We start from the raw sequence: 15875 nt of genomic DNA, 5'->3' as shown, positions 1-15875 counted from the left end.
AGTGTTGGAAAATATTGGTAAAATCCCCTTCAACTATGAATGGCGCAATCGCTGGATAATCATCAAAGAATTTATCCAGAATCCACTTCAAGAACTTTGGTTTTTACGAGATAAATTTGAGGTATCTGAACTTTATACTAGGATAGCTAAACGAGAGTGTGATCTTCACGATCCCAATGTTCCCCAATGGCTCAACTTTGGCTATTGGCAAGAGGAAACGACTTATAACGGAGCCTGTGCTGCTTTAGCCCGGAAATTGGGAGAAATTGCCAAACTTAGCCCTGGAGACAAAGTTTTAGATGTCGGCTTCGGTTTTGCTGAACAAGATATACTCTGGGTGCGTGAAAACAATGTAGATGCAATTACTGGGATAAATACGACAGAAATACAAGTAGAAATTGCTCAAGAACGAGTAGCTAAGGCGGGATTATCTGAACGTATAAATCTTCAGGTGGGTTCGGCAACTAACATTCCTTGTGAGGACAATACTTTTGATAAAGTTACAGCTTTAGAATGTGCTTTTCATTTCAATACTCGTGAAGATTTTTTTGCGGAAGCATTTCGAGTTTTGCGCCCCGGTGGAAAGTTAGCATTAGCTGATTGTCTGCCAAGAGTAGGACGAAATATTGACTTTTGGCTGCGCGTCAATAGCAAGAAAATGTGTATTCCTTTTGTTAACCAATATGACCGCAATATTTATGTTGAAAAACTCAAAAAACATGGATTTGTAAATATCCAAGCTGTATCAATTAGTGAATATGTTTGGCCTGCTGCTGTGCGTTACTTTGCTGAGTCCAGTAAAGGCATTAGTAAACACGATTTAGTGATCAATCTCCAGCAAGATAATCCAGGTCTTGAGGCTTGGTCGAGAGATAGAGGTTGGTTTATGGCTTTTGATGATTATCTTTTATTTTCAGGGGAAAAACCGGATTAGATATTACCAGACAATCAAAAAATCGCGGACAAAAGCATGGCTCAAAATACAGATTATAAAAAATTAATAGCTACAACCCTCACAAAAATGGAGGCGATGCAGGCTCGCATTACTGAATTAGAAACTAGACAAAGTGAGCCGATTGCTGTTGTGGGAATGGGTTGTCGTTTCCCTGGAGGAATCAGTTCTCCTGAAGCTTATTGGAACTTTTGTCAAGCTGGACTTGATGCAATTGTAGAAGTTCCTCAAAGCCGTTGGGATATCTCAAAATTTTATGCTCCAGAGCCTACTCCTGGCAAAATGAACACTCGTTATGGGGGATTTTTACAACAGGATATTACAGAATTTGATGCCCGTTTCTTCTCCATATCTTCCCGCGAAGCAACTTCAATGGATCCTCAACACAGGTTATTACTTGAGGTGGCGTGGGAAGCGTTAGAAAACGCCAATTTACCACCAACTAATTTAGCAGGCGATCGCGTGGGTGTGTTTGTCGGTATCACTAGTGTTGACCACGCGATGACAGTCTACAAAAGCAAGTATGATGAAATCGATTCTTTTTTTGGTACAGGAAACTCCCTAAGTGCAGCAGCAGGTAGGTTATCTTATTTTCTCAACCTCCGCGGACCTTGTATGTCTATTGATGCAGCCTGTGCTTCTTCATTGGTTGCACTTCACCAAGCTATTCGCAGCTTGAGAAATCATGAGTGCAAAATAGCCTTAGTAGGTGGTGTCAATCTCATCTTAGATCCGGCAATTACGATTAACCTTTGTCAGTCGGGGATGATGTCTCCCGATGGTCGCTGCAAGACTTTTGATGCGGCTGCAAATGGATATGTGCGGGGCGAAGGATGCGGGGTTTTAGTTCTCAAACGCCTGTCTGTCGCTGAAAAAAATGGCGATCGCATTCTCGCATTACTACGGGGGTCTGCGGTCAATCATAACGGTGCAGCCGCCGGTTTAACAGTTCCCAGTGGCCCCGCCCAACAAGATTTACTTCGTCAAGCCTTAGCTGATGCTAGAGTCAAACCCCAGGAAGTCGGTTATATAGAAGCACATGGTACGGGTACTTCTTTAGGCGACCCCATTGAGATGAACGCGATCGCTGCTGTGTATGGAGAGCGATCGCAACCTCTTTACGTCGGTTCAGTTAAGACTAATATCGGACATCTCGAAGCTGCCGCAGGGATAGCAGGCACAATCAAGACAATTCTCGCCCTCCAGCATGGTGAGATTCCGTCTCATCTCCACTTCCAAGAACCCAATCCCCTGATTAATTGGCAAGGATACCCGATCAAAATTCCTAGTCAAGCCATACCCTGGTCGAACAATGGCCAAGTCCGTATCGCTGGAGTCAGTTCCTTCGGTTTTTCTGGAACCAATGCTCACATAATTATTGAACAAGCACCTGCTGCCAACATACCAGAAATTAAACTGCAACGTCCCAGCCATCTGTTGACGATTTCTGCTCATAGCGAAACGGGTTTAAAAGAACTAGCACTACGTTTTCACACCCGCTTAGAGTCTCATCCAGAGATGGGAGATATTTGTCATAGTGCGGCAATTGGTAGGTCGTCTTTACCTGAACGTTTAGCGATCGTTGCAGATACATTGACAGAGTTGCAACAAAGATTAGCAGCTTTTGCTGAGGAAAAAAATATTGATCATGGGATTTTTTATCGACGTTTTACAGGAGAAAAATACCCTAAAATAGTCTTTCTTTTCACTGGTCAAGGAGCTTGTTATGCGGGTATGGGTAATCAACTTTACCAAACCCAACCGACATTTCGCCAATATATTGATCAATGTGCAGACATTTTAGGAAATTATTTAGAGTTTCCACTACAACAAATATTATTTGGCGATCGCACAGATTTACTCAATCAAACTGCATACGCTCAACCAGCTATATTTGCTCTAGAATATTCACTTGCCATGTTGTGGCAATCTTGGGGAATCAAACCTAGTTTACTAATTGGCCATAGCGTTGGTGAATATGTTGCAGCTTGTATTGCAGGAGTATTTAGTTTAGAAGCAGGTCTAGCATTAATTGTTAAACGTGGGCAATTAATGCAAACTGCACCTCTAGGAAAAATGGCTTCAGTTTTTGCAGATGAAGCTACGGTATCTGCTCTCATTCAAAACTATGGTAATACAGTTTCCATCGCGGCTATTAATCATCCTCAACAAATTGTGATTTCTGGGGAAAGTAATAGTATTGATGAGATTGTCGCCAACTGCAAAAGCCAAAAAATAGCCGTTCAATTACTATCTGTAAATGGGGCTTTTCATTCTCCATTAATGGAGTCAATCTTAGATGATTTTGAAATTGCTGCTCGTGAGGTTTCGTATCATCCTCCTCAAATTCTACTAGTTTCAGGAATTGATGGACAACCTTTAACAACTGCGCCTGATGCAAGTTACTGGAGACAACAAAGCCGTCAAGCAGTGCAGTATTTCCAGAGTCTAATTACGGCGTTAAACAAAGGATATAACCTATTTTTAGAAGTGGGTCCAAGACCAATACTAGCAGAACAAGGCCGTCGTTATAACGATGACGCTATATGGCTTAGTTCTCTCAATAGAGGCTTGGATAACTGGCAGACGATGCTATCAGCACTTGCCCAACTCTACATTAATGGAGTTAATTTTAACGCCGAAAAATTCAATAAAGATTATGGCTATAGAAATATCCAATTACCAAATTATCCTTTTCAAAGAAAACGTTTTCAATTTAAATCTACTGTTTTATCACAATCAAGTTTGACCAAAGAAGTGCCTTTAGAAAGAGAGCTAATGGAGACTAATATGAATTTAGCAAAAGTTGCAAATATCAAAAAAAATCAGCAAGAAATCGGTAATAAATTAAAGTCTATCTTGGCTTTGCTACTTAAAGAAGATGAAAATGACATTAGAGATGATGAGACATTATTAAATCTGGGAGCAGATTCGATTATTTTGACCGACTTTGTTCGCAAAATTGAAGAAAAATTTGGCGTAAAAGTCAAGATAGATCAATTATTTACTGATTTACAAACAATTGACGAAATATCTATTTATCTATCTGATTATATTAAACAAAAACCATCAAATACATCTGATGAAACAGCAATAAATGATATTTTAACTAAAACCTCAGTTCAAGTATCTAATTCCGAGTCAGAATTAAATAATTATCTGTGGGTGATTTCCCAATTACAACCAATTGCTGTTGCTTATATCTTGAAAGCTTTAGAAGTATTAGGTAAAAGACTAAGTATAGCAGACACCTGGACAACAGAGGATTTATTACAAACCTTACCCATAGCCTCAAAATATCATATTTTAGTTAATCGTTATTTAAAAACTTTAGAGCAAACTGGAATTATTCAAAATCAAGGTAATGTATGGATAGTAAAAAGCCTACCTACGCCTTTTTCTTTACCAGAAGCTATAGAGAATCTGCAAACAATTTGTCCAGCAGCAAAACCTGAATTGGATATGCTACAACGTTGTGGAGAAAATTTAGCAGAAGTTCTCAAAGGAAATATAGATCCTTTAGAGTTAATTTTCCCAGCAGGTTCAGTTGTCCATGCAGAAAGTATATATGGCAATTCTCCTGTATCTCGTTTGATGAATCAACGAGTATCCCAAGCAATTAACTCTATTTTAAATAATTTTTCTAGTAGCGATCGCCCTTACCAAATTATTGAAGTGGGAGGTGGTACAGGTGCGACATCTGAAGCAATTGTTAATAATTTAAATCTCAATCATACAACTTATTTTTTCACTGAACTTTCTCCTGTTCTCCTCAATAAAGCACGGCAAAAATTTAAAAATAGGCATAAGTTTAACTTCAATCAATTAGATATTGAAAAATCACCAGTTTCTCAAGGGTTAACAGCGCATTCCTATCACATAGTTGTTGCTGCTAACGTGCTTCATAGTACCCGAAATATTACAGAAACACTCAATAATATTCGAGAACTACTAATACCTGGTGGTTACTTGGTATTACTAGAAACAGTAGAAAATAATTCATGGCTTGATTTAACTTTTGGACTCACACCTGGATGGTGGCGTTTTCAAGATAAAGAGTTACGTTTAGATACTCCATTGCTAAGTGGAGAAAGTTGGTGTGCTGCTTTAAAACGTTGTGGATTTGTCAATGCAGATATTTATTCTCAACAAAATAATATCAGCATCTACAATGGACAAGAGTTAATTATTGCTTCCACTTCTCCTGAGAGTGCTATTGATCACCAATCAAAAACAGTAGCTGTATCAATACCAACCTCTGGCAAAGAAGCTTTGATGATGGCTCAATTGCAATCTTTGAAAGAACTCAAAGATATTCATGAAAAAACTATTATCAAGCAATTAGAAATACTGCAATCTGCACCTGTTGCACCAAGCAATACACCAGAAGTTTTGTTGATTCAAACAGAAACTGCGCCTACTCCTAAAATAAGCAAAACAGAAACCACACCTCCTACCCAAAAAATTAGTTCTCCAAATTTGAATCCACTAGCTTTAAAACTGACAGAGAGTAAATCTTTAACCGAACAACAGCAAGCTTTCATCCAAAAATTAGAGATTGTTTATAATCAAAGAACAGCAAAATCCAAGGCATATTCGCAAAACAGCCGGAAGACAATGGTTGATGTGAAACCTACTATTGACTTCCGTATGGCTTTAAAAGAATTTCAGTATCCCATCGTTTCAGAATCAGCCCAAGGTGCATATTTTCGTGATATCGATGGCAATGATTACATCGACTTAGCAATGGGGTTTGGAGTTAACTTTTTTGGGCATAGTCCTGATTTTGTGTTGACAGAAATTCAGCAACAAATGCAACACGGAATTGGTTTAGGAATGCAGTCTAATATTGCAGCAGAAACAGCTGCTTTAATTTGTGAAATAACAGGTGTAGAACGAGTCGCTTTTAGTAATACTGGTACAGAAGCGATTATGGCAGCAGTTCGTATTGCTCGTTCTCGGACAAAACGCCAAAAAATTGTGATTTTTGCTGGTTCTTATCACGGTACTTTTGATGGCATTTTAGCCCGCGCTGGCGAGGAAGCAGGAACAGCTGAACCATTGAGTCTTGGTACACCATCAGGAATGGTTGAAGATGTTATAGTTCTTACCTATGGAGCGGAAGAAAGTCTAGAAATAATTGCAGAGCAAGCTGATAATTTAGCAGCAGTTTTAGTAGAACCTGTGCAGAGCCGTAAACCAGATTTACAGCCTAAAGAATTTATCCAAAAATTACGTAAATTGACTCAACAAAAAGAAATTGCCCTAATTTTTGATGAGATTATTACTGGATTTCGCATTACTCCAGGAGGAGCGCAGGAATGGTTTGAGATTGAGGCAGATATAGTAGTTTATGGTAAGGCGATCGGTGGTGGTTTGCCTATCAGTATGATCTGCGGTAAAGCAGATTTCTTAGACACAGTTGATGGCGGTTTCTGGAGTTATGGAGATGATTCCCATCCGCAAACAGAATTAACTGCTTATGGTGGTACTTTCTGTCGTCATCCCTTAGCTTTGGCTGCTTGTCGGGCAGTGCTTTTACATTTACGTGAACAAGGCGCAACGCTTCAAGAAACAGTCAATCAATTAACTAATCGATTAGCTATTGAGGTTAATCAGTTCTTTCAAGAAACAGGAATTCCTATCCGCATTGTTCATTTTGGCTCTTTGTTTCGCTTTGAATCTTCTGGTGCTTATAGTATTTTCCTCAAACCTATCGAATTACCACTTTTTTACTACTTATTAAATCTCAAAGGTGTGTATACATGGGAAAAACGAGTTTGTTTTCTCTCAACTCGCCATACCAATGAGGATATAAATAAAGTAGTAGCTGCTGTCAAAGAAGCGATTATAGAACTGCGACAAGCAGGTTTTTTCGCAAATGCTAAACCACCACAAACAAAGAAAAGAGAAGCAAGCGATCGCACTGAAGATGAAGATGCTAGGAATAATTTAAATCAGCAATTTCCTACCAGTGAAGCGCAACGTCAGCTTTGGCTATTGGCAGAATTAGATACAACCGCTTCAGCATCATATAATGTGACTACTTCCTTAGAATTGCGTGGTGCTTTAGATATTTCATCTTTACAACAAGCGATTAATGAAGTAGTCAATCGCCACGAAGCGTTGCGAACCAAAATATTAGAACAAGGCGAACTACAGGAAGTAATCAGTAGTGTCACAATTGACTTACCGTTAATCAATTTGATGGATGAAGATAACCCAGAAGCAACTGCTTTAGTATTGAGAACTGAGTTATCGCAAAAGCCTTTTGACTTGGGTGTTGCTCCTTTATTTGCGGCTGTGCTGATGCGTTTAGCACCTGAACATTATCTGCTAACTTTAAAAACTCATCATATTGTTGCAGATGGTTGGTCACTAGGGCTAATTTTGAATGAACTCGGCAAACTTTATTCAGCAAAAATTGGTGTTGCTACAGAATCTTTATCGCCACCAATGCAGTTTCGCAAATATTTAGCTTTGCGACAGCAAGAAGCGCAAAGTCCACAAATGCAAGAACATCGTGATTTTTGGTTAAAAACTTATGAGGGAGAAATCCCCATATTTGAACTTCCTACAGACTTTCCTCGTCCTGCTGTCAAAACTTACACAGGCGGTAGAGAAAGTAAAATTATTGCTCCTCAACTATGGCAAAATTTACAGACTGTAGGACGCAAAAATCAAGCAACATTATTTATGACAATGTTTGCTGCTTACACAGCTTTTTTGCGGCGCATTTCCGGTCATGATGATTTAGTAATTGGTATTCCCATTTCTGGACGACAAGTCGAAGGAAGCGAAAAATTAGTTGGCTTTTGTTCGCAATTTTTACCGATTCGTATCCAGACAGATGTCACTGCTTCTTTTGTTACACATCTTCGTCACACCAAAGAAACACTCATAGCCGCTTTTAAACACCAAACTCACGCCTTAGAAGAATTATTAGCAGCCTTACAATTACAACGAGATTTTTCGCGTTCTCCCCTGATTTCAGTCTCTTTCAATCTCGACCCTAAATTAACTTTACCTGAATTTGAAGGACTGAACGTATCGCTACCACCAGAGCCAATTGGTTACACTCCTTTCGATTTGGGCTTTAATTTCATCGAAGTCAATGACGCACTGATTATCTACTGCAACTACAATACAGAACTGTTTAAGCCGGAAACTATCAAACAGTTTCTAGAAAGTTTTGAAATTTTGATGCAGGGTGTAATTAAAGATGCCAATATTTTACTGTCTGAGTTGCATTTATTAACACAAGTGCAACAGGAAGAATTATTGGCAAAATTAACAGGTTCAACAATAGAATTACCCCAAAATTCTACAATCATTGATGACTTTATTGCTCAAGTTAAATCTACACCCGATGCACCTGCATTAATAGTTGAGGAAAAGACTCTTACCTATCGAGAATTGAATGAGAAGGTAAATCGTTTAACCAATTACTTACGTGAGAAATATAACCTTGGTGCGGGGAAGGCGATCGCACTCGCAATCGGACGCAATCAAAACTTAATTATCGCCATTCTGGCTACTTTTAAAACCGGGGCGATATATGTGCCGATAGACCCCCAATATCCTAGCAGTCGCATCGATTTTATTTTAAAAGATAGTGGCTGTCATCTCTGTCTTACCGAGAGTAATTTTATCTCCCAATTACCCCAAGAAATCGAAGCAATCTGCTTAGATAAAATCGACAATATTTTGACGGATTTTGACATAAATGAGCCTAATTTCCAACCAGACACTAACCAAATTGCTTATATTTTATACACTTCTGGCTCTACCGGAAACCCTAAAGGAGTCATGGGTCGTCACATTTCTATTTTGAATGTAATTCGGAGTTTACGACTGACATTTAACTTAAATAAACATCCTGAATGGCGTTATATCTTCACTGCACCTGTCACCCATGACCCATCTTTTCGTAATATTTTCCTACCTTTAACCATAGGTGCTGCTTTATATATGTACGAAGTACAGCATATAGGGCATTTAGTTTCATTTTTACAAGAAAACAAAATCAATGTACTGCACACAACACCATCTATTTACCGAGAAATTTTAGCTGTACTCGCACCCGAAGAAACTATCCCCACTTTAAAATATATCTCTTGCGGGGGAGAAAAATTAGACCGAGAAACTGCGATCGCTTTACGAAAACGCTTCCCTGCTGAAATTGTCAGCAATGTCTACGGTTCTACAGAAACTTGTGTAGGAGTATCTCAATATACAATAGACGACAACTTAAATACAGACGTACCTCTTGGTCAGGTTTTCCATAACAATCGATTATTTGTCTTAGATGAATTCAATCACCCCGTACCTCTGCACGTAATCGGTGAAATTTGCGTAGAAGGTGCAGCATTAGCAGTTGGTTATCGTAATCTTCCTGAAATTACCAGAGAAAAATTTCAACCCAACTTTTTAAATTCAGAAAAAATTCTCTTTAGAACGGGAGATTTAGGTAAACAAATTGCTCCAGGTGTGATTGAATTTATAGGGCGAAAAGATAATCAAGTTAAGGTCAATGGCTATCGTGTAGATCCAGGAGAAATTGAATACCAAATTAGCCGCTATGCCGAGATTGAGAAAGCAATTGTCTTACCTATAGAGGTAAATAACCAAATTCAATTATCTGCTTATTGTCAAACTGATAAAGATATAAAATTTTCTGAAATCAGAGAATTTTTAGCTAAATATTTGCCAGTTTACATGATTCCTAGTTCCTTTATCTTCTTAAAGCAATTTCCCTTAACTAAACATGGCAAATTTGACTTGCGATCGCTCATCGCTCTCAAGCCAACAGATCAATTAACACAAGTCTCTTATACTGCACCGCGTAATACTTTAGAATCAAAGCTAGTCCATATTTGGGAAAAAATTCTCACTAAACATCCCATTGGAATTTTTGATAACTTTTTTGAAATCGGCGGACACTCTCTGCTCCTTTCTAGAGTAGTCACTCACGTCCATAAAGAATTAAATGTATTAGTTAAATTAGCTGATTTCTTCAAAGTTCCCACAATTCTTGGATTAGCAGCTTTAATATCTAAAGCTCAATCTAACTATCAAGAACCCATACCAGCAATAACTCAACAAGAATCTTATCCCATGTCTCATGGACAACGCCGTCTCTGGGCTTTAGAATTCCTCGATCATAACCATTATGCTTACGGAATGCCAAGTGCTTATCAATTCAATGGTGATTTAAATATCGCTGCCTTTGAAAATGCTTTTAAAAAATTGATAGAACGCCATGAAATTTTACGCACTACGTTTACTTTAATCAATAACGAACCTCGTCAAATAGTAAACGAACAGGTAGATTTTGCAGTCAATCAAATAGACTTAGTAGATGATGAAAACCAAGCAGCAAAAATTGCTGAAGCTATTCGTAACAATGCCAAAACTACTTTTGATTTAGAATCCGGTCTTCTACTCAAGATTAATGTACTAAAGCTGAGTCAACAGAGTAATATAGTCCTATTCAATATGCACCATATCATTTCAGATGGTTGGTCAGCAGGCGTTTTAATTAAAGATTTTCTTGCACATTATCATGCCTATGGAAAAGAGAATGTAGAATTACCCCCACCTCTAAGAATTCATTATAAAGACTATACTTCATGGCAAAATCAGCAACTCCAAACACCAAAATTGCAAGCACAAAGGGATTACTGGTTACCTAAACTGATTCCTGCTCCAGCACCGCTTGATTTACCTTTAGATTATACTCGACCAGCCGTACAAAGTTTTTCTGGTTCTGTGGTTATCTGGAAGCCAAATCAAGAATTCATCAAGGATTTTGAGTTATTAACTAAGACTCAAGAAGCTAGTTTATTTATGGGCTTACTAACATTAGTCAAAGGTTTTCTGTTTCGCTATACCGAGCAGAATGAAATTACAGTAGGCTCTCCCATTGCTGGAAGAAATCATCCCGATTTAGAAGAACAAATAGGTTTTTATGTTAATACTTTAGTCTTGCGCGATCAAATAACAGTAGACGATAGCTTTGCTACTTTACTGGCAAAAGTGAAAACAACCACAATAGAGGCATATGATAACCAAGAATATCCTTTTGATAAACTAGTATCAGATTTAAATTTTAAACGCGATCCTAGCCGTAACCCTTTATTTGATGTTGTAGTTGTTCTGCAAAATAATCAAAATGTAGACCTAGCAATAGATGGAATTGCTGTTAATACCCTTGAGCAGGAACTTGTTACTGCTAAATTTGATCTAGAGTTCATTTTTGTGGACGAAGCGGAATTATATTTGAAGTTAATCTACAACACAGATATATTCGCTAACGAACGTATTTCATTGATGATAAAGTTGTTAGAAACTCTTCTAGAAGAAGTAGTCAAATCTCCTGACACACCATTATTACATCTGTGCGATCACACAGATAAAGCCTGTCAAGAAGATAACAGTCTTTTCGCCACAAATTTTAATTTTTAGTAATTTATACAAATAAAGAATTGCAAATTTGGAGAAAAACTATGAATAAAAAACTACCCGTGCTGGGAATTTTAGGCGGAATGGGGCCTGTAGTTACTATTGAATTTCTCAAAACTATTTATGAATACAACCAGTATATAGACAACGAACAAGAAGCACCCAACGTTATCGTTTTCTCACTTCCTGCTGCACCAGATCGCACGACTTCAGTGCATAGCGGAAATGAAAGAGAATTCATTGATTTTGTGCAAATACATTTAGAAAAACTGAATCAATTAGTAGACCGCATAGTGATTGGTTGTTGTACTGCTCATTATGCTTTGGCTCATCTACCAGAGCATCAGACTAATAAAGTAATCTCTTTAATTAAAATTGCTGATCAACAACTACAAGCACATGATGAACCTGCACTTTTACTTGCAGGTTCAGGTACTTACAAGAAAAAATTGTTTGAGCAAGGTTGTACTGCTGCAAATATGATTATTTCTCCAGATGAAAAAGATTATCACTTGATTCATGAGATGATTTTTAAAGTATTAAAACGAGGACAAAACCCCCTAATAATTCTTGAAGATGTTCAAAAACTGTTAGATAAATACAATACTCGTTCCTTTATTTCTGGTTGTACAGAATTTCATATTCTCGCCAAACATCTCAAGCTTAATAGAATTGATTCTATTCAAGCAATTGACCCTTTAACTACTATAGCTGAAACCTTTTTTCAGTTATTAGATTCATCCTCATCTAATTCTCTTTTGCTGACAAAAACAATGAAATTATCTCAGCAATTTCATTCATAAAATCTTGAGTCTAAAGCATCTTTGTATCAAACAAATTAAGGTTAATTAACATGACAATTATTTACCCCCCCAAAAATTTCCCAAGCAAGACTAAAAATCATAAAGTTCTTTTAATTGGTAAAATGTATGATGAGATAGGTGAAAAACTGCTCGCAGAATACACTAATGTCGAGATTATCAAAGAACCAAAGCAGCATCAAATCCATGAAGCTATTCAAGATGTATCTGGCGTATTTGTCCGTTATCCTACTAAATTAGATGCCCAAGCAATTGGATTGGCAAAAAATTTAAAAGTTATTAGTACTTCTGGATTTGGAACTGATGCAATTGATATTGCTGCTGCAACAAAACGGGGAATTGTGGTAGTTAATAATCCTGGCTTGTCAACAACGGCTGTGACAGAACACACACTTTCCATGATTTTAGCACTTGCTAAAAAACTAACTTTTCTCAATCAATGTGTCAAAGCAGGAAACTACTTAATTCGTAATCAGGTACAACCCATTCAATTAGAAGGAAAAACTCTTGGTATTGTTGGTTTGGGAAGGATTGGTAGTGCTGTTGCGAAAATTTGTAGTACAGCATTGCAGATGCGAGTTTTAGCATACGATCCTTATGTTCCAAGCGGTAAAGCAGACACCGTCAGAGCAACTTTAGTACAAGATTTAGACTACCTACTTACTGAATCTGACTTTGTATCTTTGCATCCTGAGCTAACTGATGAGACTTGTGAAATGTTCGATCTAGAAGCTTTTAAGAAAATGAAGCCTTCTGCTTTTCTAATCAATACATCTCGTGGAAAAGTAGTTCGCCAACCAGATTTAGTTACAGCTATACGCGAAAAATTAATAGCAGGAGCTGCAATCGATGTGTTTGAGCCAGAACCTCCAGCTATTAATAATCCTTTATATGAGTTTGACAATGTAATTTTCTCACCTCATCTAGCTGGAGTTACACCTGAAGCTGGTATGGCTGCTGCACTTTCCGCAGCTAACCAAATATTGCAAGTGCTTCAGGGCGAGAAGCCACCTTACATCATCAATCCTAAAGTTTGGAATTCATAATTTTTTAGGTTCTTCGGTACTTTTTATGGAGAACCTAGTTCAGAATCCTTGAAAACCTTATTGTGTCGGCATTTCATTCAAAATATGGGCATTATAGTTTATAACCCTTGTCCCGTAACCCCGTAAGGGTTTTGTGATAATCAATCCTCAACCACCATAAAACAAACGCAAGAGCCATAAATATCAATATTAATAATGTATTTTTCTTATTTGATAGCTATACCTTATGAAATATAAAACAAAGTTTCATAATAATTTATAATAGTAAAATATTATTTTTGCAAGATGTATAATATGCAAAATCAAGTTATTTATAATCAAGCTTCAAAAAATACTGCTTTCCTTGCTAATTTTACTCAGTTTTGGGTGGCTGTAAAAGCGATCGCCGCCCCTTACTGGTTTCCAACAGAGCCAGGTGTAAGAGCATTTTCAGATGTGATTCAGGCATGGGGAATGCTTGTTCTCCTCATTTTATTAATAATTGGGCTTGTGGGCATAACTGCCTTTAATAGCTTTGTTGATCGCTATTTAGTCGATGTTATTGTTCAAGATAAAGATATTTCTAAATTTGTTAAGACGTTAGCACTTTACGCCTTTGGGCTGCTCTTAATCACCCTCTTAACAGGATTTTCTAAATTTGTCAGAAAAAAAATTGCCCTTGATTGGTATCAATGGCTCAACAAGCAGATTTTAGAAAAATATTTTAGCAATCGTGCCTATTATAAAATCAATTTTAGCTCCGATATCGATAACCCAGACCAACGTCTATCTCAAGAAATCGAACCTATTGCCAGGACTGCTCTAAATTTTTCTGCTACTTTGTTGGAAAAAGTCCTGGAAATGACAACTTTTTTAATAATTCTTTGGTCAATTTCCAAACTAGTAGTAGCAATTCTACTTACTTATACTATTATAGGTAATCTGATTGCTGCTTATATGAGTCAAGAATTAGATAAGATTACGCAAGAGGAACTTGAATCTAAAGCAAGCTACAACTACAGCCTAACTCATGTTCGGAATCATGCTGAATCTATAGCTTTTTTCCAAGGAGAAAGCCAAGAATTAAATATAATTGAGCGCAGATTTAATACTCTCTTGAAAAATTCTGAAAGTAAAATTAATTGGGAAAAAAATAAAGACATTTTTAATAGAGGATATCGATCTGTAATCCAATTGTTTCCGTTTTTAATATTTGCACCTGCCTATATTCGAGGTGAAATTGATTTTGGACAAGTTAACCAAGCAGTTATAGCTTGCAGTATGTTTGCTAATGGTCTGGCAACATTAATTGATGAATTTGGAACTTCTGGAAGATTTTCCAGTTATGTTGAGCGTTTAGCTTATTTCTCGGATGCTTTAGAAGTTGTTACCAAACAACCTGAGAATGTCAGCACTATTAAAACCATAGAAGAAAATCGTCTGGCTTTTGAGGATGTTACCTTACAAACGCCTAACTATGAGCAGGTAATCGTTGAAGACTTATCATTGTCTGTTCAACCGGGAGAAGGTTTATTGATTGTCGGCCCTAGTGGTCGCGGTAAAAGTTCACTATTGCGCGCGATCGCCGGTTTGTGGAATGCAGGAACTGGCCGTTTAGTGCGACCTTCTCTAAAAGACCTGTTGTTTTTACCCCAACGTCCTTACATTATTTTAGGAACTTTGCGCGAACAGTTGCTTTATCCTAATAGAAATCGTCAGATGACCGATGCAGAACTCAAAGAACTATTGCAAAAAGTGAACCTGCAAAACTTGCTCAGTCGAATTGATAGTTTTGATACTGAGCTGCCTTGGGAAAACATATTATCACTAGGAGAACAACAACGCCTGGCTTTTGCACGCCTATTAGTGACTCATCCTAGCTTTACTATCTTAGACGAAGCGACCAGCGCTTTGGATTTGAAGAATGAAGAGAATTTATATCAACAGTTACAAGAGACGAAAACAACATTTATTAGTGTTGGACATAGAGAAAGTCTATTTGATTATCATCAATGGGTTCTGGAACTTTCACAAAACTCTAGTTGGCAACTTCTGACTGTCAAAGATTATCGAAATAAAAAAAATAGTTTATAACCCACATTCCGCCTGACGGGATGACGAATTGAGAGAGATGTGGAATTTGCAGAACGTTTTGCGAGCGGAACCCATGCACTACCATTATCACTGAACCGTCCTACAACCTTAACACCTGATGTTGTGCTACAAACATCACCATTACAACTAGTTTGAGGGTCATCAACTACAAGCCACTGCATTTTGGCATTACGACCATCAATATTACAATCCCATAAACCAAAATACCACTGATTTGCTACCTGTGAGGCATTAATTGTCCTGGAATTCAATAATATTCCCGAAGGAATCAGCATTAAACCGAACAAACATTTTTGGAGTAATTTCATAAGTTTAGGTAATTAAATACAGCGGTTTCCGCTCTTATGAGGTACAAAGTTGAATCATGAAACTCTTGTAGTGCGGGCATACTTCGACCCTTCGACAGGCTCAGGGCATCGCTTGCTCAGTACAAGTCTTGCCCGCTAGATATGTACCTCATAACACCGGGAAGTGCTGTAGAAATAGTTTTACAAAACC

The 15875-nt window shown here is 37.6% G+C and carries 6 protein-coding genes; 5 read left to right on the top strand and 1 reads right to left on the bottom strand.

The features are described 5' to 3' along the window. Window position 1 precedes the first annotated feature (1 nt). From ANA_RS04840 to ANA_RS04820, 5 genes are all read left to right on the top strand, one after another. Window positions 2-934 carry an SAM-dependent methyltransferase gene (locus ANA_RS04840; protein ID WP_015078936.1) on the top strand — a complete coding sequence of 311 codons (933 nt, stop codon included), beginning with the start codon at window positions 2-4 and terminating at the stop codon, window positions 932-934. A gap of 36 nt (window positions 935-970) precedes the next feature. Further along, window positions 971-11419: a hybrid non-ribosomal peptide synthetase/type I polyketide synthase gene (locus ANA_RS04835; RefSeq protein ID WP_015078935.1), complete on the top strand. Its 10449-nt coding sequence runs from the start codon at window positions 971-973 to the stop codon at window positions 11417-11419. A 41-nt stretch (window positions 11420-11460) separates the two neighbouring features. Next, entirely contained in the window at window positions 11461-12219 is a 759-nt protein-coding gene (locus tag ANA_RS04830; protein WP_015078934.1) for an aspartate/glutamate racemase family protein, read from the top strand. Between the two features lie 50 nt (window positions 12220-12269). Then, on the top strand, window positions 12270-13283 hold the full coding sequence (locus ANA_RS04825; RefSeq protein WP_015078933.1) for a hydroxyacid dehydrogenase: 1014 nt from the start codon (window positions 12270-12272) through the stop codon (window positions 13281-13283). A 294-nt stretch (window positions 13284-13577) separates the two neighbouring features. After that, complete coding sequence (locus tag ANA_RS04820) at window positions 13578-15356, top strand: ABC transporter ATP-binding protein/permease (RefSeq protein ID WP_015078932.1); 1779 nt, start codon at window positions 13578-13580, stop codon at window positions 15354-15356. Here ANA_RS04820 and ANA_RS04815 read toward each other — a convergent pair. Further along, entirely contained in the window at window positions 15329-15685 is a 357-nt protein-coding gene (locus ANA_RS04815; protein ID WP_015078931.1) for a DUF6006 family protein, read from the bottom strand. The two genes, ANA_RS04820 and ANA_RS04815, sit on opposite strands and share 28 nt — an antisense overlap. Between the last annotated feature and the right edge of the window lie 190 nt (window positions 15686-15875).

Source organism: Anabaena sp. 90, from assembly GCF_000312705.1.
Lineage (GTDB): Bacteria > Cyanobacteriota > Cyanobacteriia > Cyanobacteriales > Nostocaceae > Dolichospermum > Dolichospermum lemmermannii.
This window is presented reverse-complemented; position numbering and strand designations above follow the sequence as displayed.

Bases quoted from the DNA above. Each gene is read 5' to 3' on its own strand.
- ANA_RS04835 (WP_015078935.1), top strand. From the start codon at position 971: ATGGCTCAAAATACAGATTATAAAAAATTAATAGCTACAACCCTCACA.
- ANA_RS04830 (WP_015078934.1), top strand. From the start codon at position 11,461: ATGAATAAAAAACTACCCGTGCTGGGAATTTTAGGCGGAATGGGGCCT.
- ANA_RS04825 (WP_015078933.1), top strand. From the start codon at position 12,270: ATGACAATTATTTACCCCCCCAAAAATTTCCCAAGCAAGACTAAAAAT.
- ANA_RS04820 (WP_015078932.1), top strand. From the start codon at position 13,578: ATGCAAAATCAAGTTATTTATAATCAAGCTTCAAAAAATACTGCTTTC.
- ANA_RS04815 (WP_015078931.1), bottom strand. From the start codon at position 15,685: ATGAAATTACTCCAAAAATGTTTGTTCGGTTTAATGCTGATTCCTTCG.